Source organism: Streptomyces sp. NPDC097640 (assembly GCF_040302705.1).
Lineage (GTDB): Bacteria > Actinomycetota > Actinomycetes > Streptomycetales > Streptomycetaceae > Streptomyces.
Genome location: NZ_JBEOSB010000040.1, coordinates 23607 through 43400 on the forward strand (window position 1 = coordinate 23607; position 19794 = coordinate 43400).

Consider the following 19794-nt stretch of genomic DNA (forward strand, 5'->3'; position numbering starts at 1 on the left):
ACCCGGCCCCGCCGTGAGACTCCCGCCGAGCAGCCTGGCGCGTTCCCGCATTCCGCGCAGGCCGTTGCCGCCGCCGCTGCTCATGTCGCCTGCGCCGATGGCCCCGTCGGCACCTTGGGGTCCACCGCCGTCGTCCGCGGCCGACAGCCGCCCGCATCCGTCGTCGCGGATCTCGACGCGGATCTCGGCCGGGCCGTAGGTGACGAGGACGTCCGCCGCGGCACCGGCCCCCGCGTGCCTGGCGAGCTCGTAGATCTCTGACTATCAGTGGCAAGGCGGAGGCGACGTTGCATCCTCGGTCGAAGACCTGGGGCTCTACCTCGAGCTCGGTGGTCTGGTCGTAACGGCCGTCTGCCCGGCGGCAGCGGCTTCTGCCGAAATGTCCTGACGGGCAGGTGCTCTACTGGGGATGCGTGGACCGATGGGCGCCGTCGCAGGGCGCTTCGCCCGAAGCACTTATGGGCTTGGCCGTTGCCGCCCTCGTGGACCGCCACGGACGGCTCCAGGCCATCTGCGCCCACCACCTCGCGCCACGCCTCGAATCCGGTCTGGAAGGCGACGACTCCGGCTTCGGGGAGGGAGATCTCGATGGCTTCAAGGATCTCCTGCGGCGTGAGCCCAAGGTCGAGTGCGACCCGGATGTGGCTCTGAATGTGTCTCTTGGACGCCCGCATGACCGTAAGGCTGACGATGAAAATGAGTTCCTTGGTCCTACGGTCCAGCGTGCGCTGGTTGAGGTACGCCGCCGAGACCAGCCCGTTGGCAGCCTGCAGAACGTGGAAATCCTGCTTAGCCATGACCTTGTGGTAATTAAGCACGTAGCCGCGCTTACGAGCCATGTCGTCGATATATGCCTGTGCGTCCGTGGTCATAGGGCATGCCTTTCTCGGAAGGGGAGTTGTGCCTGTACCGCCCCCACACGGGCGGGGGCTCGAGGCGGTGGTCGTATGGTCTGGAGCTCGGCCGCCCACCCGGAGGCCGTCCGGCTAGAACCCTGGGCGCCGTGTTCTGCTATGCCGCCTAGCGGGCCCGGGCACCCTCGTTGAGCGCTTGGAGCTCACGGAGGGCGGGCCACAGGTACTCCTTGCACAGCGGGGAGTTCTCTGCCATCGGGAAGTGCCCAATCCCGGGCATGCGGCCGCCCTTTGCTCCGGGAATCCGGGCGATCGTCTCCTCGGTTTCCTCGGCGCTGCACGCATAGTCGTACTCGCCCGTGTACAGGTGGACGGGGCAGACCATGGTGTCGATCTCTTGCTCGCGTCCACGCAGGTCGAGCCCGCTGTAGAAGTGGGTTTCACCCCGGTAGATGCCTGGCCCGCCCTGGCTGTACAGCCACCAGACCTCCTTGCGTGCGGGCAACGGGCTCTGCGGTGCCATCAATCCGTACGTCCAGGACGGCATCACCTGGTTGCTGTTGATGTCCGGAGCCAGCGACCAGCCGGCGCCACCCGACTGCGGCCCACCGAGGAGATCACTTCGGAAACCCGCACCGTCAGCCGCGTCTACGCCAGCCCGGCCGGACATCCCTTCTGCCTGCGCGCGGCCTGAGACCGCCACCCCTCACTCTCTGTCGGCAAACGATGGCGAGTTCAAGCGGTCAGCGCATCAACGCTGTTCAGGAGGCCAGCGTAGACCTCTGCCGGAGTGCGATAGCCATGAATCTTGCGTGGGCGATGGTTGAGCTCGTGGGCAATGGCGTGCAGGTCGGCCTGACTGAACGTGCGGAGGTCCGTGCCCTTGGGCAGGTACTGCCGAAGCAGCCGGTTGGTGTTCTCGTTGGTGCCGCGCTGCCACGGGCTGCGCGGCTTGCAGAGGTAGATCGGCATCCCGGTCTCGGCGGTGATGGCCTGGTGCTCGGCCATCTCCCGGCCCCGGTCCCAGGTGAGCGTTCGCCGTAGCTGGGGCGGGATGCCGAAGAGGCTCCGGGTGAGGTGCGGAGTGACCTGCTCAGCCTTGATGCCGTCGGGCAGCGCGACGATGGCCGTGTAGCGGCTGGTGCGCTCGACGAGCGTGGCGACGGCCGAGGGCCGGGTGCCCATCACGAGGTCGCCCTCCCAGTGGCCGGGAACCTTGCGGTCCTCGGCCTCGGCGGGACGGGCGGTGATGGACACCATGCCGCGGATGATGCCCCGCCCGGTGGGCCGGCGGGCGATCTTCGGACGACGCATGGGCCTGCCTGACCGCAGCCGCTGGGTGAGGATGCGGTCGATCGCCTGACGTCGGCGAGGGTCGTAGAGCGAGAGGTAGATCGCTTCGTGCGAGATCTGCATGGAGGCGTCACCAGGAAACTGCCGCCGCAGCCATCCTGCGATCTGTTCGGGTGACCAGCACAGAGCCAGCTTGGCCTCCACCAGGGCGCGTAGAGCGGGACGTTGGGCGAGCTTGGCCTGCTTGGGGCGGCGCCCGCGCTCGTAGGCGGCCGCATCGGCCGACGCGGCTCGGTAGCGGTCCCGGCCGCCGTTGTGGGCGATCTCACGGGAGACGGTCGAAGGGGATCGGCCCAGCCGCTTGGCCAGCTGCCGGGCCGATTCTCCGGCAGCGATGCCGCGGGATATCTCCTCGCGCTCGCCGCCGCTCAGATGCCGCTCTGATCGCTGCTGCGGGGTGAGGCGGACGCCGCCGCTCTGGTACAGGAAGCGACGGGCGTGCTGCATCGGTGCCCCGAGTGCCCGCCCGATCAAGCTGAACGACTGCCCCTCGCGCCAGCGTCTCCAGATCTCGTCCTGCTGAACTGGTGAAAACCCGTAGTCACGCACCTGTGCCTCCACGATCACATGATCATCTGTGGGTGGTGCGTTGATCACTTGAGGGTGCCATCGTTTGCCGACAGAGTGAGGCGGCATCCGTGCCGGGCCGGGGCGGTCGTTGAACTCGGTGACGTTCCGTCGGTCGGCGTGGACCGTGCGGCGAGGCCTTGTGACACCCGGTCAGGCCAGCAGACCCGTTGCATGGGCGTTCGACCCCTGCGCGGCCGAACAGCATCTCCCAGACCGGCGAGACAGCCTGACCTGCGGTCGACTCCTGCGGCCCCCTGTCGGTACCGCGTGCTTCTCGACCCGCCCCCGTCCCGGCGACTGCGCAGCGGGACGGGGGCGGGACTGTCGCGGCGCGGGACCCGGTCAGCCCCGGGCGATACGGCTGAGGTGCTCCCAGGACCGGTACAGATCCGCTCGGGCCTGGCCCATCTCCAAGACGTGATCAAAGGACTGGCTGCCGACAATCAGCCGTCGGGGCGGGTCCGGCAGTGCGGCCAGCTCCATGATGACCGGGGCAGCGGTGCCCGGCTCCGGGGCGACGGCGTCGCCCCACATCGCCTCCATCTCGGTGCGCAGGGGCTGATACTGCGCCAGGGGTTCGGTGGTCGTGGTGCCGGTGGTGAACAGGCTGGTGTTGTAGCCGCCCATCTGCACGATAGTGACCTTGATGCCGAACCCCTCGACCTCCATCGCCAGTGCCTCGCTGACCGAGTCCAGCGCGGCCTTGCCTGCGCCGTAGAAGCCGACGGTGGCCATGCCGCCGCCGCTGCCCATCGAGGTGACCTGGAGGAGCCGTCCCCCGTCCTGGGCGCGCAAATGAGGAAGGACCGCCTGAGCCACCCACACAGCGCCGAAGAAGTTCACATCCATATGCGCTCGGATCTGCTCCTCCGTGGCTTCCTCCACCATGCCGTAGAGCATTCCGCCGGCGTTGTTGACTACGACGTCCAGCCTGCCGAACGCGGCTGCCGCCCGCTCTACCCCGTCGAACACGGCCCGGCGGTCGGTGACATCCAACGCAAGCGGGACCAGGTGTTCGGGGTACTTCTCGGTCAGTTCCTCCAGGGGCTCGACGTTGCGGGCGGCAGCCACTACGCGGTCGCCGCCCGCCAAGGCGGCCTCGGCGAAAGCCCTGCCCAGGCCGCGGGATGCGCCGGTGATGAGCCAGACTCTTGCGTTCGCCACAATATCTCACTCTCAGTAAACGAAACGGTGCGTATCGATTTCTTTAGCCTAGGGCATCGCTCCTGGTTTTATCAATACGGATCGTCTCGTTTCTCTACGGGGATAGGCTGGACGCATGTCCAACGAGAAGGGGCCGGACCACTCCCGGCGCAAGGAACGATCCCGGCAGGCAATCCTCGCGGCCACGCGCGCCCTGGTCGCAGAGGAGGCGTACGAGAAGGTCACGGTCGAAGCCATCGCAGCCCGAGCCGGCGTCGGCAAGCAGACGATCTATCGGCGGTGGCCGTCGAAGAGCGCGGTCGTCTTCGCCGCCCTTCTGGCTCTGAGTGAGGATGCGGACGGGCAGTCGGTCGCGCTGCCGGACACGGGCGATCTTGAGGCCGACCTCAAGCTCGTCATGCGTGCCACGGCACAGGAGTTCGCCGACCCGTCCTTCGACAGGCTGATCCGGGCCCTCAACACCGAGATCGCCAATGATGCCGCGCTGGCGGCCGAGTACCGCGAGAAGCTGTCCCAGCCGCTGGACGAAGCGAAGAAAGCACGCTTGCGCAGCGCCCAGGAAGTCGGCCAGCTCGACGCCGACGCCGACCTCGACCTGGTCCTCGAAGTGCTCTACGCCCCCCTCTTCCAGCGGTGGCTGCACCGCAGCGGTCCGCTGACCGCCGCATACGCCGACTCACTCGTCGACGCGACCCTCAGAGCTTTCGGCCCCTGAACAGGCTGAACAGGCTGAACAGGAGTGAATCCACACCCACAGAGCTCGGCCCGGTCGGCTCCTGACCCCTGAACGCCCATCATCAAGCGTTCCAGCCCGGAGGCGTAGGTGGTGACTCCGGGACCGGACCGCCTTTGATCGCACGGGCCTGCGACTATCCGTCCTCGGCGTCGTCCGTCTCGTCATCCGTGTGCGGGTCGCGCAGTTGCCGCAGGCCCGGCGCCGGCGGGCGCGTGAAGGCGTAGCGGCCGAGGAAGTTGATGTGGTCGTACTGGAGTGGGGAGAGCCGGGCGAGCAGTTCGTCGGCCACGGGGAAGCCGTCGGCGGCGAGTTGCTTGACGGCGGCGTCGATGTCGAGGCTGTTGAAGAGCACGACGGCGTTCAGGGCTAGGCCGAGCGCGCCGAGCTGGTCCTCCATGCCCTCACGGTAGTGCTGGCGCAGCTCGCCGCGCTGCCCGAAGAAAATCTTCCGGGCGAGGCGGTGGCGGGCCTCGGTGACGTTGAGCTGGGCACCGATCATCCGCCGGTATCCCTCGTCGGAGACGAACTGGAGCAGGTGCAGGGTTTTGAAGATCCGTCCGTAGTGGGCGAACGCGTCGCCGAGCCCAGTCGGCTTGCCGCCGCGGGAGAGCACGCAGCTGGCTCCGCACGCACAATCGAGCCCCCGCCACCCGGGGGTGCTCTTACTTCTCACTAACAGTCACGCGCTCTTCGGTCACGGCGCGATGCCGAAACCCACCGACAAGTGCTCTTGCCTGAAACCTACGCAGCCATCCCTGCACGCGCCGCACGCCTGAGCGAGTTGGAAGCCCACGCGAAGCAGGTGGAGAAGCGGGCTGAGGGACGTGCCATCGCCATCGAGGTGGCCGCCATCCACGCACACGCGGCGGCCGAGGCCAGGATCCACGGGCAGACCGCCGGATGACCGAGGACGCCGGACAGGGGCCGCACTGACAGCACGAGCCCAGCTACAAGCATGTGGCGAAGAGGTTGTGACGGGACGCGGTAGTTGGAACCCGGACCGGCTGGTGACCTGGTGATTCGAGCCGCGCGGGACACGCTGGTTGGAACCACACGGTCACGCTTCCTGGAACCTGCGGCCCATTTTCATTCTTGTTGGAACCAGGTTCGGCCAACGACGGGGATGATGTGCCGCTATGGACACCACACCCTCGAGTCACACCCTCGTCGAAGCAGGTTGGCAGAAGGTCCGCGCCGACGGGCGGGTCCGCCCGGAACTGCTCGAAGCAGCCTACGCCGAACCACGCCTGCGCCAGTTGTTTCCATGGACAGGAATGGGAGAGCTGCACTTCAGCCGCTGCACAGAGCAGCGTTGGACATGGGACATTCCCTACATCCAGCCCGCAGCAGAAGGCGAATACTGGGTCTCCGGCCCTCTGCGCAGCGAGTCCGTGGGCCCAGCGGCGACGCCGGCGCAGGCCGTCACGATGGTGGTCGAACGCCTCCCTCTCGGCTGCAGACCTGCCTTCGTCGGCACCCCAGAAGAACTCGCCATCCACGATGCCACAGCCCCGTCGGCCGCGCCCGAGCCTCCGGACACCGACCACTCCACGAGCTGACCTCACCAGTTCCACCCATCGTGGCCAGGTTCCAACTACCGTGTCCGGGCTCAGAGGTTGTGCCGAAGCACGAAAACCGTCACCCAGTTCGGTACCGACCTGGGATTTCACCTGGTCGAAGCACGGTAGTTGTCACCAACTCGGCGCGCTACTTGTCACCTCGCCCGGGACGGCACGCTTGGTGTCACTCGAGGTCCGGCTGAGTGTGAGGATTCCGCTACCTCGTCGCCAGGGGGCAGCACTCAGAGGCGCGGGCACCCCGTACGTTCCAACGCCTTGCGCGCGGCGAGGTAGCCCGCGATCTTGAACGCCAGTTCGTGAGAGCCGAACGTATCGGCGCGGGCGCGCCGCAGCACCACCCGAACGGCGATCACGACTCCATGCTCGGGCAAGCTCAACTGCTCCTCGATCCCCACGGCAGCAGCCGCGAAGAAGCGTGACAGAGCCTCGGCGGGTTCATAGTCCACCGTCAGCTCTTGAGCAACCTCGAAAGCGAAGCCCTCAACGGCGGGCTCGAAATCCACCTCTATCTCCGCGAAATGCGGCGCGCAGTTCTGCTTCTGATGCAGAACCCGTACGCCACGGATCGGATGCGGAGGGAACCGGGGCGGCGCTGACGTCATACCGGAACGCTACCCCTGCCCGGTACCTCGCTCCGCGCCCGCCGTCCGCCTTGGTGACAGCAGACCTGCCTCCGTGACACCTATCGTGCTTCGGCTCATTTCGGTAGCTGCGCGCCCTTCGTGTGAGGGCTTTCAGGCGGCCCAGCCGATGGAGGAGATGTAGGTGTAGGCGTCCCAGTCGGTGCCGAGGGTGCTTTGGATGATGTCGTCCCAGATGGCTTCGAGTTCCTGCGTGTCTTGGTCGATCCAGGCGTCGACGGCGCGGTCCCATACGGCGCCGCGTACGTTGATGTTGCGGGTCTGCAGGTCGCGCTGGTGTCTGTGTTGGACGTGGGACTGGTCGACGGGGTCGATCTCGATGCGGGTTCCGCGGCCACGGTTGTTCAGCCGGCGTTTGAGGTCGGCGACCACGTTGCAGCGGCGCAGGTCCCAGTACGCGGCGTCCAGGCGGGAGAGGTTGGCCTTGCTGGGGCTCTGTTCCCCGGTCAGCCAGGCAACGAGGGTGCGGGGTCTGACGTGGATGCCCGCGCGGTCCATGGCCTCGTAGCCAGCGTCGCTGGCGGTGACGTAGCGCAGGCGAGCGGCCAGACCGCGCTCGGAGTCGACGGGGGACTCGATGCCGGTGACCATTCGGTCGATGCCTTCGGCCAGGGCCACTCCCCCGTGGACGCCTCGGGCGCGGAAGGCGCCCAGGTCCCTCCACCGGCCGCTGGTGCCGGCCATCAGCGGGCCGCCGTGCCGATGGTGTACTCACCGGACGCCTTGGCGTCGCTGTGCTTGATCTTCATCTGAGCGACGCCCCGTCCCTCGGGGAAGACCTGCCGCCAGTCGCCGGTGACGTGCAGTTCGTCCGTGCCCATCATGGCGATGACGTCCAGGCCGGCCTGGTGGGCCTTGTATGCCTTGCCCCAGAGATTGGCGTACGCCTGACTGTGGATGATGTGCATCCAGTCCGGGCGCACGATTTCGCGGTTGTGGATCGACTCGCCCATCGTGGAGATGAACTTCGAGTACATCGCCTTGATGTACTCGAGGGTGATGGTGTCGCCCTCCAAGATGGCCGTCTCCCGTGCGGCGGTGAGCGTCTTCCGCAGGGCGTCCAAGAAATTCTCGGTCGCGCCGGACGTCCACGATTCGTGCACCACCGGCGGATCGAGCAGGGCGTATTTCGGCGTAGAGAGGCGCAGCAGGAGGCGCAGGGTGGCATTGGTGACCCATAGCGGGCCGGGCTGGTCGCGGTCGCCGAGGGGGTCAGGGAGGTGGGAGTGGTGCCAGGGTGAGAGAGTGATCAGGTGGACTCCGGAGCGTTTAGGGTCCACGCCGTCCGCGCCGGTGGAGTGCTCCAGCTTCCCGATCGGGAGCCACGTTTTGAGGGCGGAGAGGTAGGCGGCGTTGACGTCCAGGGCGGTGACCGCGACGCTCCCGGCGCTTTTGAGGGAGTAGTGGGGGTGGTGGAAGTTGGGGCGGGCCTCCCAGATCTGGTCCGGCTCCTTCTTCGAGGGCTTCGTGAGGATGTCGGGCAGGGCCGGGTAGGCGGTGTAGGTGTAGCGGGCGGTGGCGCGGGTTTCGTCGAACAGGCGCATGACGTCGGGGATGGCGCGCTTGACCAGGGCCTTCACCGCGGCGTCGGTGTCACCTTGAGCGCGTTCCAGCTCTTCGTGGACGGCTTGGCCGATGAGGCTGGTGGTCTCCACTTGGGCGCGGGCCGCGGACTTCGCCCGGCGCTGCGGTCGCGAGGGAACCGGCGCCGGAGCCGGTGAGGGCGCGCTGACAGGGGCGGGCGCGGGCGTGGTGGCGGCCTGGGGCGCCACTGCGGCGGGGCGCTGGCACATGGCACCGGGGTGCAGGGAACGGCCGTCGGTGGCCTTGTAGGGCGTCGTGACGCCGCAGCGGAGGCAGGCGGCGGGCTCGCCCTGGACGGCCAGCCCGTCGGGGCCCCACGCGGTCTCGGGACCAGCGGCCCCTGCGACCGGGGAGCCGCTCCGTGCGGCCGTCTCGGCGGGCCCTTGGGCCGGGGCGGCGGCGGGGTGGATCTGGGCCAGGCCCTCCAGCAGCCGCAGGTACTTAAAGCGCCCCGGCGGCTGCGGGTCGGTGGTTCCGTCCTCCCAGTTGGCGACCGTCTGCCGACCGACACCCACCGCCGCCGCCACCTGGGCACGGGAGAGACCGGCGGCCTGCCGCAGCCGCAGACGCTCGGCCGGCTCCGGCATACGCGCCGTCAGCCGCGCCTCCTCCAACAACGCCTCCACACTGTCGAACTGCTCACCACTCATACCTCAAGAGTACATCCACCTAGGCATAGGCTGGAAATTACTTAGGCATGCATTAGGCGCTCATTTGCATGATCTGATGGCATCACCCCGGAGTGATTGTCATCCCGGGCACAGGCCGACGAGCCTGGAGCCCGACAGGGACCAGAGGACGATGCCGGGCAGGGCACGGCGGTCGCCGACGCGTAGTCGGCGGACAACCAGCCCGTGGTCGGGGGCGCCGATCTCCTCGCACAGCGGGACAGACGGTTGGCTTCCTGGTCCTCGGAAATGCACCGGGGACGACTTCGAGTATCAGGCGCCAACGGCGAGAACTACTGCGCGTCTGATCTCACCTCGTAGTGCGCCTTCACTGACATGGCCCGATTTCGCCGCGGCCACCTGCTCGGCGAGTGGATCCGCCAGGCGGAACAGTGTGACCAGGCACCGATCCGGTCCTTCGCCAGCTTCCTCCGACAGGACTTCGACGCCATCACCGTCGGCCTCACCCTTGCCTACAGCTCCGGCGTCGTCGCAGGCCATGTCTGCAGAGTCAAGCTCCTCAAGGCATGTACGGCCGTGCGTCCTTCGAGCTCCTGAGAACACGCATCCTCACACGGCCCTGACCTTGGCTTTCACGAGATCGCTGACAGAAACGTTTCCAGATAGCGCCATCATCGTGCGCAGGGCCGACCGCACAGCGGCATGCCATCGCCGACGAATTGATGTTTCCCCTGGCGCCGGGCACACCCACCCCGATCGCTGCCGCTCCGCGCGCGCCCTGCGAAACCCCTGCGGCTGCGGGAACGCGCGCCCATCGACGAGCCGGAGACGTGCACACAGCCACACCGGTACAGCGACGCACCCGGCGCGGACACGGTGCCGGTGCGCTTCACCGTCACTTCGCGGGACGACCAGCGGGTCCTTTTCGGCGAGTGTACGGCTGTCGAGACGCACAAGGGCCGGCCCAGTGGGGGAAGGACTGCCCCGGCCCAGGACGGGACCGCGCCGGCTCCTTCCTCCTGTTCCGCAGCGCACGGCTCGGACCGGTTACTTCAGTGGCATGGCGCTGTAACAGGTCTGGCGGAGGCTCATGGCGCACACCACCGGTCTCCTCAGTGACTCGCACCCCCCAGCGACCAGGTGGACCGAACGACCGCTCCCCGGCCGGCGTGTGCCCCGGGGGTGCGGATGAGGAGGAATTGATGGTTGCAGAGCAATCGCCGGCATCCCGCCGTGACTTCTTGAGATCCGTCGGCGTCGCGGGTGGCGCCGGAGTGCTGTACTCGGCGATGGGCGCACTCGGGCTCGCCCCGGTGCCGGACGTACGGGCGGATGCTTACCGGGCGCCCCAGCGAAGCGACTTCGCGCTCACCGGGCGCGGCGGAAAGAAGGTGCTCGTGCTCGGCGGCGGCATAGCCGGCCTGGCGACGGCGTACGAGCTGGGCAAGGCCGGCTACGACTGCCGGATCCTGGAGGCGAAGGACCGCCCCGGGGGCCGCAACTGGACGGTCCGTGGGGGCACGACGCTGACCGACCTCGACGGGCGCACGCAGACGGCGTCGTTCACCAAGGGCCAGTACATGAACGCTGGCCCGGCCCGGCTGCCGCAGTCTCACATCACTCTCGAGTACTGCCGCGAACTCGGCGTCGAGCTGCAGGTGTTCACCAACCAGAACGCCAACGCGTACATCTACAACGGGAGCAGTGACGCCCTCTCGGGCAAGCCCATGCGCTGGCGTACGGCGAAGGCCGACGTCTACGGATACGTCTCCGAGCTGCTCGCCAAGGCCACCGACCAGGGCGCGCTCGACGCGCGGCTCACCGCGCAGGACAAGGAAGGGCTGATCGCGTTCCTGCAGAGCTTCGGCGCCATCACGGGCAAGGCCGACGGCTACGCCTACACCGGCACCGACCGGCGCGGTTACTCCGTCGAGCCGGGCGCGGCCTTCCAGAAGGGCACGGTCCTGGGCGCGGTGCCGTCGCTGTCGGACGTCATCGCCAGCGGCGTGGGGCAGCGCTTCGCCTTCGAATTCGGCTACGACCAGGCCATGCTGATGTTCCAGCCGGTGGGAGGTATGGACGCGATCCCGTACGCCTTGGCCAAGGCGATCGGCCAGAACCGCATCACCTACGGCGCCAAGGCGCTGGAGGTCAAGGACCTGCCGGACGGTGCCGACGTCACGTACAAGGACGCCAGCGGCCGTACCCGCACCCAGCGCGCCGACTTCGTCGTCGCGGCGATGCCGCCGATGGTCATGGCCCGCCTCAAGCACAACCTGGGGGCCGAGGTCACCGCGGCGCTGAAGTACCCCGTCCCGACCCCCGTCGGCAAGATCGGGCTTGAGTACCGCAGCCGCTGGTGGGAGACGGACGAGCACATCTACGGCGGCATCACGCCGACCGACATGGACCTGTCCACCATCTGGTACCCGTCGTACGGCTACCAGGGCCCCCGCGGCACGCTCATCGGCTACTACAACTTCGGTGACAACGCCGTCGCGTACGGCGATCTGCCGCACGCCCAGCGCCTTGCGCGGGCGGTGAGCCGGGGCGTGAAGATCCACGGCGACAAGTACCGCACCGAACTCGATCACTCCTTCAGCGTGGCCTGGCACCGCACGCCCTATATCGAGGCCGGCTGGACCTCATGGCCCTCGCAGACCGGTCCCGAGTACAAGCTGCTCAACCAGCCAGCCGGGCACGTCTACTTCGCCGGCGACTGGCTCAGCCATGTCATCGCCTGGCAGCACGGCGCGTTCTCCTCGGCCCGCAAGGTCGTCACCGACATCCACGAAAGGGTGATGGCGGCGTGAAGCGACGTGCGAAGATTGTGATCGGTACCGCCCTGACCGCCTCGCTCCTCACCGGCGGAACCGCGCTCGCCGAGGGCGGGGGCTGGTGGCCCGGCCCCCGAGAAGTCCGCGTCATGCTGCCCGAGGCCCAGTCCAACCCGGCCATCGCCACCGGCGTGGCGACCGGCGGTGAAGTGGCGATCTACCAGAGCAGCGGCCTCCCCCCGACCGCGCTCAACCCGTCCGCGCCGGCCGGCTCACCCGAGCTCTACACCGACCCCTCCCTCACCCAGGGAGCCACGGGCGTCACGGTCACGGAGGCCCAGGCACTCGTCGTCCTGCGCAACATCAAGACCAACCTCGAGGCGGCGGGGCTGACTCTGGCCGACGTCATCACCATGAAGTGCTACCTGACGAAACCGCCGGGCGCCGAGACCGCCGACTACGCGGGATGGAACCGCGCGTACCGCCAGTACTTCGCCAACATCGACCTCGCCTCGAAGGAGGTCGTGCCGGCCCCGATGGGCACCTCGGCCCCCAAGGCACCACTGGTCGCCAACAAGGCCCGTCCCGCGCGCGTCACGACGGAGGTCGCGTCGCTGGCTGTCAAGGGCTGGATCGTGGAGGTCGAGGTCACCGCCGCGTACAAGAAGCGCTGACGGGCACAGATCCGCAGCGCACCCGCAACGAGGAGCCGGGCCCATGACCGGGCCCGGCTCCGAAGCTACGTTGGCCCCGCCGGGGCGACGCCCCCCCCAACGATGCCCCTCCGCGTCGCCAGCGTCATCGTGCTCCTCTACGCACAGCCTTTGACCAGAGTCGTCCGGCTCACCGTCGACGATGTGCTCCGCACCGGAGACGCCGTACTTCTACGGCTCGGGGAACCGGCCTCCCCCGTCGTCGCGGACGCTCTCGGCTACCACGGCCAGCCCGTGGTCGGGGGTCGCCGATCGCCTCGCACAGCGGGCCAGACGGTTGACTTCCTGGTCCTCGGAAATGCAGCCGGGGACGACTTCGAGCATCAGGCGCCAACGGCGAGAACCACTGCGCGTCTGATCTCACCTCGTCGTCTCATCACGCGGCCAGCTGCATCTGCCGGACCGCCCATCTGCCCCGAGGGGTTCATGTTCGGGTGCCCGTCGCAGCACCCACACTCCTTGAGAAGCAGCCTGTGCAGCGGCACGCCGCGTGCCACGATCAGCAGCGGCAGACCGCCGGCCGCCGAGCCACACACCCCGAAGCCGACCGGGCCCGTAAGTCCCGTCCCACACGATGTCACTCGTACGAGTGGCGAGCATCCCGCCGGTGAACCAGCCTCGCGCCGGCAACATCACGTAAGGCATGGACCACATCGACGAGGTACACGTCTGCGAGCCAGGCCCGGTTGTCCTGGACATCACAGCCCAGGACGAGGACACCGTAAGGGCAGTGACGTCCCGGCTGGATGAGCTATGGGCGACATCCGGCATCGGACCAGCGCGGCGCCTCGACGGTGAACCAGGGGTACGGGCCCGCTTGTATGCGGACACCCGACGCTCCGGCACTGGCGGCCCGGTGTAGAAGTTTTGGGCTGAGGGGTCTGCAAGCGGAAAGCGTGGAAGCGACAGCGGGATCTGTGTTCAGCTCACCTCCGCCCCGTCCGACACCGCTCTCTCCGGCCGCGGCCATGAGTCAACACCCATCCGCCTGCCAAAGGACGCTGCGGGCTCAGCGGATGGCCGATCCGAAGTGGGGCACTTTCGGCCTGCGCGGTGCCAACGCCCCGTGCAGGCGGGCGGCGTGGGGTAACGAGGTCCAGCGGCAGCGGCGCGCGGGCGAGCTGTCGGACACCAAGGACGTATATGCAGGCCAGCCCGACAGCCCACGGTCGCCGACGGCTGTGGGCGCCGCCGGTCCACGTAGCTGCGTTTTCCGGCGGCGGCCATCGCAAGCTGCTCTCTATCTCAGGTCAGCGGCAGCGGGGGCGCGCTGGGAGGCGGGTTCTTGCCCGGCTTCAGCTGCGGCCGGGCGAGCAAGAGCGTCAGCGTGCGGCCCAGGGGCGGGTATCCCCCAGAACGCTCGGTGAGGAAGTCGGCCGCCAGGATCCTGCGAGGCCCTGCACCCGTTGCCTGATCAAGCTTCCCGCTGGCCAGCAGGTCCTCGGCCAACTCATCGAGGCGACACTCATAATCCGCGTAGACAGCCTGGGCGGCCGCCTGGACGGCGGCGTAGGCGGTCGCGAGAGCACGGTTGAGCCGGCAGGAGTGACGGTAACCTTGGACGCCTGACGGCGCGAAGCGGGTTGTCGGCCAGCGGGTCGACCGGCCGGTCACGGTGGATGAGAAGGTCCAGGCCGTCGCTGACCTGACCCGGGACGACGAGGTCGCCGCGCAGGTCGCCACCGGCTTGCTGAAGCGGCCGGCGGTCACCGAGCACGTCACTCCGGCCGAAAAGGTCCGGGTCGTCACGGAGCTGACCAGGGACGACACTGTCGCCCAGCAGGTGACCACGGACCTGCTGCGCCGCCCGGCCGTCGCCCGGACGACCATGCGGGACGACACGACTCGGATGCTCATCAACCCGCGCGCAGTTCGACAACTCCGCCGAGACCCGGGACCGGATCCGGGAGCGCACCCCGGCCGTCCGCGCGATCGAGCACACCATCGAGTACCTCGACCAGGTCGGTTCCTGCCACGGCTTCGTGGCCACGCTCGGCCGCCTGGTCCCGCAGCTGCGCGGGCAGGAGTTCACCGACGACGAGCGCGAGACCGTCCGCCGCCAGATCGGCCGGGTCCGCGCCGCAGCCGACTGGCTCGAAGTCGCCCTCGACAACGGCGAGTTCACCTTGGACAAGCAGCTGGTCCAGCTGCTCAAGGGCGAGTAGGCCATGCCGCGACGCCGGGAGGCTCGGCCGCTTGCCGAGCACTACGGCGACCTGGTCCGCGTCGCCCTGATGGAAGCACGCCCCGCCGGCCTGTACACCTACCAGCTCATGGCCGCCACCCGCCTGACCCGCTCGCAGGTCGGCCGCGGTATCCGCCACGTCCGCGACGTCGTCGCCACGGAGAACCTGACGCCGATCACATGGACCCGACGGGACGGGTTCATGTTCTCCGACGACTCCGCGGACTGGATCGAGTATGACAAGCGGCAGTTCCGGCAGATCCTCGGCCGGCTCACCCGGGTGATCACGGGCACGCTCGATCCGCACCTGGCCCACTACCCCGACGACAATGGGCCCAGCTCGCCACCGCCCAGCTCACCGGCGTCCGCGCCACCCTCGCCCAGCTCTCCAAATAGCTCCTGTCTCACCGATCGCCTCTGCCGATACCGCCATGCCCGCTGCCGCCCGTCGCCGCCGCTACCCGTCCGACACATCCGTCGCCGAATGGGCCCTCCTGGAACCCTTGTTGCCGGTCCCGGCTTGCCAGACGAAGACCGGCGGCCACCCGGAGAAGTGGCCACGGCGGGAAATCGTCGACGGCATCCGCTACATCGTCGACAACGGCGCGAAGTGGAGGGCTCTGCCTGCGGATTTTCCCCCGTGGGAGACGGTTTACGGGTTCTTCTGGCGATGGAACCGGGCCGGGGTCGTCACCTACATCCGTGACCAGCTTCGCCGGAGGATCCGTACCGGCAAGGGCCGCTGCCCCCACCCGGTGACACTGATCGTCGACTCCCAGTCCGTCAAGGGCGCCTCCACTGTCGGCCGCAACAGCCGCGGCTACGACGCCGCGAAGAAAATCAACGGCCGCAAGCGACATATCACCGTGGACACGCTCGGACTGCCGGTAATGATCACGGTGACGCCCGCCGACATCCAGGACCGCGACGCCGCCCGCGACGTATTCTGGCGCCTTCGCCTCACCCAGCCGCAGATCACCCAGGTCTGGGCTGACCGCGGCTACGCCGGCGACCTCGTGGACTGGGCCCGCGACCGCCTCTGGCTCACCCTACGCATCGTCTCCCGGCCCAAAGGCACCAAGGGCTTCGTCGTCCTGCCCCGCCGCTGGAAAGTCGAGCGCACGATCGGCTGGTGCATGAACGCCCGCCGCAACGCACGCGACTACGAACGTCTGCCCCAGCACTCCGAAGCCCACCTGAACTGGGCACTCATCACCATGATGACCCGACGCCTCACCCGCAAGAACGCGCGAACCAGCCAGTGGACGAGTAAAACTCGTGACCGAGCAGGAGCAGCTAGGTCACGTGGCTGAAAGGCATTGGCCCAGTCGTGGCGACGGTGTGTCTCTGAGCAAAGTGCTGCCCCGAGTCGAGCACATCCCGGGATCATGAAGCGCATGCGCCCGGATGCCTGGCACCTCACCGAAGACATCGACGACTTCCTCGCCCGCGCCGGAGACTTTCTCGGCTCGCGCCCCGCTCTGCACAACACGCCGCGCACCACGCTGGAAAAGTGCCGGACCCAACCGGGCGGGTTCACCGCAGGAGCCGTCCTCTTCGGCCGACTGGAGTCGGCGGGCGAGACCCAAGCGATCTTCTACCGCCCGCCGACCCGCCGGCTGCCCCTCACCCCACTCTCCCCCGAGCGGGCCGACGTCCTCGCCGTCCATCTGACCGGCCTCGGTCACACCCTCGCCGGCGTCACCGCGGACCACGACACCGCCACCGCATTCGCCGAAGCCTGGCAGCGGCACACCGGCGCGACGCCCACACTCCGCGTCCCGATGCACCTCTGCCGCCTCGACACCCTCACCCCGCCGAACCCGCACCCGGACGGCCACAGCCGCCCGGTCGGCGAGCAGGACCACGACCACCTCATGCGCTGGTGCCGTAGGCTCGCCGCCGACCTCGGCGAGACCGTCACCATCGACGCCGCCTCCTGGGCCAGCACCCGCTTCGCCGAGAAGAGCTGCACCTTCTGGGAGACCCCCGACGGCACCCCCGTCTCCATGGCAGGCGTGAACCCGATGATCGCCGGCATGGTCCGGGTGGACCCCGTCTACACCCCGGCTCACCTCCGCGGACGCGGCTACGCGGCCGCGGTCACCGCAGAGGTGAGCCGGGCTGCGCGCGCCGCAGGCGCCACAGAGGTCGTGCTCTTCACAGACACGGGCAACCCCACCAGCAATGCCCTCTACCAACGCCTCGGATACCGCCGGATCACCGACTGGGCCCCCTACGACTTCGCCTACGCCACACCAGAAGACAGCTAGGAAGCAGGAGCGCGACAGCCACAGACAACACCACACCATCCCCGAACTTCGCACCCAGCCCCTGCCAGCCTTCCGCGATCCGTGGCGCAGGTAGAAAAACACCTACTGAGTGATCTGGCTGGTGAGCGGGGCCGGCTGGAGCTGGCGGTGGAGCGGGCCCGTGCGGCTCACGCAGCGGCGCGGGCGGCGGCGGACCGTGCAGGCCGTGATGCCCGGGATGCACAGAGCGAACTGGCCCGCGCGAAAGGCTTTCTCGAAGGTCTGCAGCGGCGTATGGCGGACCCCTGCCGCTGCAGCCACTGCCGCCAGGAGCTGCCCGGCCGCGGTGAAGGACATTGCCGGCAGTGCGGCCAGGAGCTGTCCGACGACGGGGTGCAGCAGACCCGTGACGCACTCGACCAGGCGCTCGCCCGGGTCGAGGCGGCCCAGGCCGTCTTCGGCATGCGGCTGTCCGAGGCCGACGCCGCCGACGCAGGCGCCAAGCAAGCCTGGCAGGCGCTGGAGGCCGCGACCGTGGCCGGAAAGGACCACGACTGAGAAAAGTGGGCCCCGCAGCACGAGCGGACACTGGACGCGGAGAAGCGGGCCAGCCGTCTGGCCGGCGAAGTGTCGCAGCTGGAGCGGGTCGTTGGCCGTGGCCGGTGGGCAGCGGGCGGGGACAGCGGCTGCGGTGATGCTGGAGGCGGACGTCCGCGAACGGTTGATGCGGACGGCGACATCGGCGAAGTCCGAGGTACGGGCGGTATTGCGGGCCCGGATCGTGCTCGCGGCAGCGGACGGGCTCGCCAACGAGGCCATCGCCCGGGAGCTTCACGTCAGCGTGAACACGGTGCGCAAGTGGCGTGGACGGTTCGCGGTCCGGGGCACGGACGGGCTGCGCGATGCCGACCGGTCGGGACGGCCGAGATCGTACGGGCCCGACGTGCGGGTGGCGATCGTAGCCACGGCGACTAGCGCGCCACCACACCCGGAGGCGACCTGGTCGCACCGGGCCATCGCCCAGAAGGTGGCCGGCACTTGCTTCGCGCCGGTCTCCGCCTCCCAGATCGGCCGGATCTTGGCCGACCTGGACCTGAAGCCGCACAAGGTCCGCGGCTGGCTCACCCGCCGGGACACCCCCGGCTTCTGGCAGCGCACCGCCGACGTGTGCGCCCTCTACCTCGATCCGCCCGAAGGTGCGGTCGTTCTGTCGATCGACGAGAAGACCGCGATCGCCGCCCGCTCGCGCCGCCATCCCGGGCGGCCGGCGCGCCCAGGCGAGCCCGTCCGGCAGGAGTTCGAGTACCGGCGCCACGGCACCGCTTCCCTCGTCGCCGCTCTCGATGTCCGCACTGGTGAGGTCCTCGCCGAGGTGATCCGCCGCAACGACGCGGTGACCTTCACCCCCTTCCTGGACCAGCTCGACCGGGCGATCCCGCCTGGCAAGGAGATCCACATCGTGCTCGACAACGGCTCCTCACACACCGCCAGGCACACCAAGACCTGGCCGGCCGCGCACCCGCGCTGGCATGTCCGCTGGACCCCGGCGCACGCTTCCTGACTCAACCAGGTCGAGCTGTTCTTCTCCGCTCTGACCCGCCGCGTCCTGCGGCACGGCGACTTCGCCAGCCGCGACGACCTGATCGACAAGCTGGAGGCATACACGATCGGGCACAACGAGACCGCCAAGCCCTACCGCTGGACCTACGAAGGCACCCCACTCAAGGCCGCCTGATCAACACCCCTCAACGAACCTCCGTAGAGCAGCACTAGCGTGTAGCCGCCGACGGAGTCCGGATCCCCTGCCCGCGCCTCCGTGAACGCCGCGAGCCCCTGGAACGGGCAGCGCGGCCGCAGCGTCCCTTCGTCGACCAGGTTGGCCGACGGCAGAAGATAGGCGGTGCACTCGCCCCGGTGCGCGGCAACCGTCATCCCCACGACGCCGTCCTGCGCGTCGTCCCAGACCGGCGCCCCGCTGAACCCCTCCGTGATGCGCAGCCCCAGCCCCTGCGCCTCCATCTGCACTCACCCCGAGCCCTGCCCGGCGCGCAGCGTGCCCGACACCCACAAGCCGCAGTCCGCCCCGACCGGGTAGCCGAACGCCCGGAACGTGTGCCCCCATACGCCGGTCCCGTCGACGAGCGTCACCGGCCGGGCGCCCTCGACCACCGCGTCGAGCCGCAGCGGCGCGACGTCCACCCCGCCGTGCCGCCAGGAAATCACGGTCGCCCGCGCCCGGGGACGGCCACCCAGCAGCGGAAAGTCGAGGTCCACCGACTTGCCGGGCGCCCGCTCCGCAGCATCCGGCACGCCGAGCGCCCGGGCGACGACATGTGCGCAGGTGCACGCCACATCGGCGGCGACGAGGAACCCGGCGCCGATCACCTCGCCAGCGGCCGAACACATCCGCACCTGTGACTCCTCGAGGACATCGCTCCCCCGCACGGTGGCCATGGACTCCCCCATTGGCTGACTTGTCGCCTTACACGCTACAAGTCAGCATCCACAGCACAGCGGTCTGACACAACACACGCTGTACTGCGCCCAGTCGACGCACGCCTTATGGCTGTGCTCGCGTCACAGAACCGCCCCTTCTCTTGGCGAAATAGGCTTGGGCACCCCCGTACAGAGCTGCCGACGGTGCGATAGGCCCTAGCCTGCACCGGATGCATTGGGCGTTCCCAGATCACCCCAGCGCGTTTTGGCCGTGCTGTGCGCCCCCGGCTCTGACCTGCGGCAGACAACTTTCACACAAG

General features: G+C 68.7%; 21 protein-coding genes and 2 pseudogenes. 13 read left to right on the plus strand and 10 right to left on the minus strand.

From position 1 onward, the window contains the following. Positions 1-80 precede the first annotated feature (80 nt). The 4 genes from ABTY62_RS42170 to ABTY62_RS42190 all read right to left on the minus strand — a co-directional run bounded on the left by ABTY62_RS42170 (position 81) and on the right by ABTY62_RS42190 (position 3941). On the minus strand, positions 81-872 hold the full coding sequence (locus ABTY62_RS42170) for a carboxymuconolactone decarboxylase family protein (protein WP_352134683.1): 792 nt from the start codon (positions 870-872) through the stop codon (positions 81-83). 148 nt (positions 873-1020) lie between these two features. Then, entirely contained in the window at positions 1021-1557 is a 537-nt protein-coding gene (locus tag ABTY62_RS47650; RefSeq protein ID WP_502997630.1) for an alpha/beta fold hydrolase, read from the minus strand. A 32-nt stretch (positions 1558-1589) separates the two neighbouring features. Continuing rightward, positions 1590-2756 (minus strand): IS30 family transposase, encoded by a 1167-nt coding sequence (locus ABTY62_RS42185; protein ID WP_502997636.1) that lies wholly within the window; start codon positions 2754-2756, stop codon positions 1590-1592. Between the two features lie 363 nt (positions 2757-3119). After that, complete coding sequence (locus tag ABTY62_RS42190) at positions 3120-3941, minus strand: SDR family NAD(P)-dependent oxidoreductase (protein ID WP_352134686.1); 822 nt, start codon at positions 3939-3941, stop codon at positions 3120-3122. 115 nt (positions 3942-4056) lie between these two features. On the opposite strand from ABTY62_RS42190, the gene ABTY62_RS42195 reads away from it, so the two are divergent. Next, entirely contained in the window at positions 4057-4656 is a 600-nt protein-coding gene (locus ABTY62_RS42195) for a TetR/AcrR family transcriptional regulator (protein ID WP_352134687.1), read from the plus strand. Positions 4657-4810: 154 nt separating this feature from the next. On the opposite strand, the pseudogene ABTY62_RS42200 reads toward ABTY62_RS42195, so the two are convergent. Continuing rightward, positions 4811-5275: pseudogene (locus ABTY62_RS42200) on the minus strand (Tn3 family transposase); the annotation flags it as partial. Between the two features lie 126 nt (positions 5276-5401). Between ABTY62_RS42200 and ABTY62_RS42205 the strand changes: the two are divergent. Both ABTY62_RS42205 and ABTY62_RS42210 read left to right on the plus strand, forming a co-directional pair. Next, a complete protein-coding gene (locus ABTY62_RS42205; RefSeq protein ID WP_352134688.1) occupies positions 5402-5581 on the plus strand; it encodes a hypothetical protein in 180 nt (59 codons plus the stop codon). A gap of 232 nt (positions 5582-5813) precedes the next feature. Next, complete coding sequence (locus tag ABTY62_RS42210) at positions 5814-6236, plus strand: DUF6193 family natural product biosynthesis protein (protein WP_352134689.1); 423 nt, start codon at positions 5814-5816, stop codon at positions 6234-6236. Positions 6237-6478: 242 nt separating this feature from the next. On the opposite strand, the gene ABTY62_RS42215 is transcribed toward ABTY62_RS42210, so the two are convergent. The 3 genes from ABTY62_RS42215 to ABTY62_RS42225 form a co-directional block, all read right to left on the minus strand. After that, the gene (locus tag ABTY62_RS42215; protein WP_352134690.1) at positions 6479-6859 is read right to left on the minus strand and encodes a hypothetical protein; all 381 of its coding nucleotides are present in this window, start codon (positions 6857-6859) and stop codon (positions 6479-6481) included. 132 nt (positions 6860-6991) lie between these two features. Next, positions 6992-7582, minus strand: a complete 591-nt coding sequence (locus tag ABTY62_RS42220; protein WP_352134691.1) for a transcriptional regulator — start codon at positions 7580-7582, stop codon at positions 6992-6994. Further along, complete coding sequence (locus ABTY62_RS42225; protein ID WP_352134692.1) at positions 7582-9132, minus strand: helix-turn-helix domain-containing protein; 1551 nt, start codon at positions 9130-9132, stop codon at positions 7582-7584. Before ABTY62_RS42225 ends, ABTY62_RS42220 begins: the two co-directional genes overlap by 1 nt. A 354-nt stretch (positions 9133-9486) precedes the next feature. Here ABTY62_RS42225 and ABTY62_RS42230 point away from each other — a divergent pair, with 354 nt between their 5' ends. From ABTY62_RS42230 to ABTY62_RS42275, 10 genes and pseudogenes are all read left to right on the plus strand, one after another. Continuing rightward, positions 9487-9708 (plus strand): hypothetical protein, encoded by a 222-nt coding sequence (locus ABTY62_RS42230; RefSeq protein ID WP_352134693.1) that lies wholly within the window; start codon positions 9487-9489, stop codon positions 9706-9708. A gap of 605 nt (positions 9709-10313) precedes the next feature. Next, positions 10314-11924, plus strand: a complete 1611-nt coding sequence (locus ABTY62_RS42235; RefSeq protein WP_352134694.1) for a flavin monoamine oxidase family protein — start codon at positions 10314-10316, stop codon at positions 11922-11924. Beyond that, positions 11921-12562, plus strand: a complete 642-nt coding sequence (locus ABTY62_RS42240) for a Rid family hydrolase (protein WP_352134695.1) — start codon at positions 11921-11923, stop codon at positions 12560-12562. Before ABTY62_RS42235 ends, ABTY62_RS42240 begins: the two co-directional genes overlap by 4 nt. Before the next feature lie 682 nt (positions 12563-13244). After that, positions 13245-13463, plus strand: a complete 219-nt coding sequence (locus ABTY62_RS42245) for a DUF6207 family protein (protein WP_352134696.1) — start codon at positions 13245-13247, stop codon at positions 13461-13463. A gap of 753 nt (positions 13464-14216) precedes the next feature. Then, positions 14217-14399: pseudogene (locus tag ABTY62_RS42250) on the plus strand (DUF6192 family protein); the annotation flags it as partial. Between the two features lie 103 nt (positions 14400-14502). Further along, positions 14503-14766, plus strand: a complete 264-nt coding sequence (locus tag ABTY62_RS42255; protein WP_352134738.1) for a DUF6192 family protein — start codon at positions 14503-14505, stop codon at positions 14764-14766. A 451-nt stretch (positions 14767-15217) separates the two neighbouring features. Continuing rightward, positions 15218-16099 (plus strand): IS5 family transposase, encoded by an 882-nt coding sequence (locus tag ABTY62_RS42260; protein ID WP_502997631.1) that lies wholly within the window; start codon positions 15218-15220, stop codon positions 16097-16099. 84 nt (positions 16100-16183) lie between these two features. Then, positions 16184-17059: a GNAT family N-acetyltransferase gene (locus tag ABTY62_RS42265; RefSeq protein ID WP_352134739.1), complete on the plus strand. Its 876-nt coding sequence runs from the start codon at positions 16184-16186 to the stop codon at positions 17057-17059. Positions 17060-17140: 81 nt separating this feature from the next. Further along, on the plus strand, positions 17141-17596 hold the full coding sequence (locus ABTY62_RS42270) for a hypothetical protein (protein ID WP_352134697.1): 456 nt from the start codon (positions 17141-17143) through the stop codon (positions 17594-17596). A 97-nt stretch (positions 17597-17693) separates the two neighbouring features. Then, positions 17694-18599, plus strand: a complete 906-nt coding sequence (locus ABTY62_RS42275) for an IS630 family transposase (protein WP_352134740.1) — start codon at positions 17694-17696, stop codon at positions 18597-18599. A 143-nt stretch (positions 18600-18742) separates the two neighbouring features. Here ABTY62_RS42275 and ABTY62_RS42280 read toward each other — a convergent pair whose 3' ends face one another. Then, the gene (locus ABTY62_RS42280; protein ID WP_352134698.1) at positions 18743-19057 is read right to left on the minus strand and encodes a hypothetical protein; all 315 of its coding nucleotides are present in this window, start codon (positions 19055-19057) and stop codon (positions 18743-18745) included. A gap of 6 nt (positions 19058-19063) precedes the next feature. Further along, positions 19064-19492, minus strand: coding sequence for a S1 family serine peptidase (locus ABTY62_RS42285; RefSeq protein WP_352134699.1), 429 nt, complete (start codon positions 19490-19492; stop codon positions 19064-19066). Between the last annotated feature and the right edge of the window lie 302 nt (positions 19493-19794).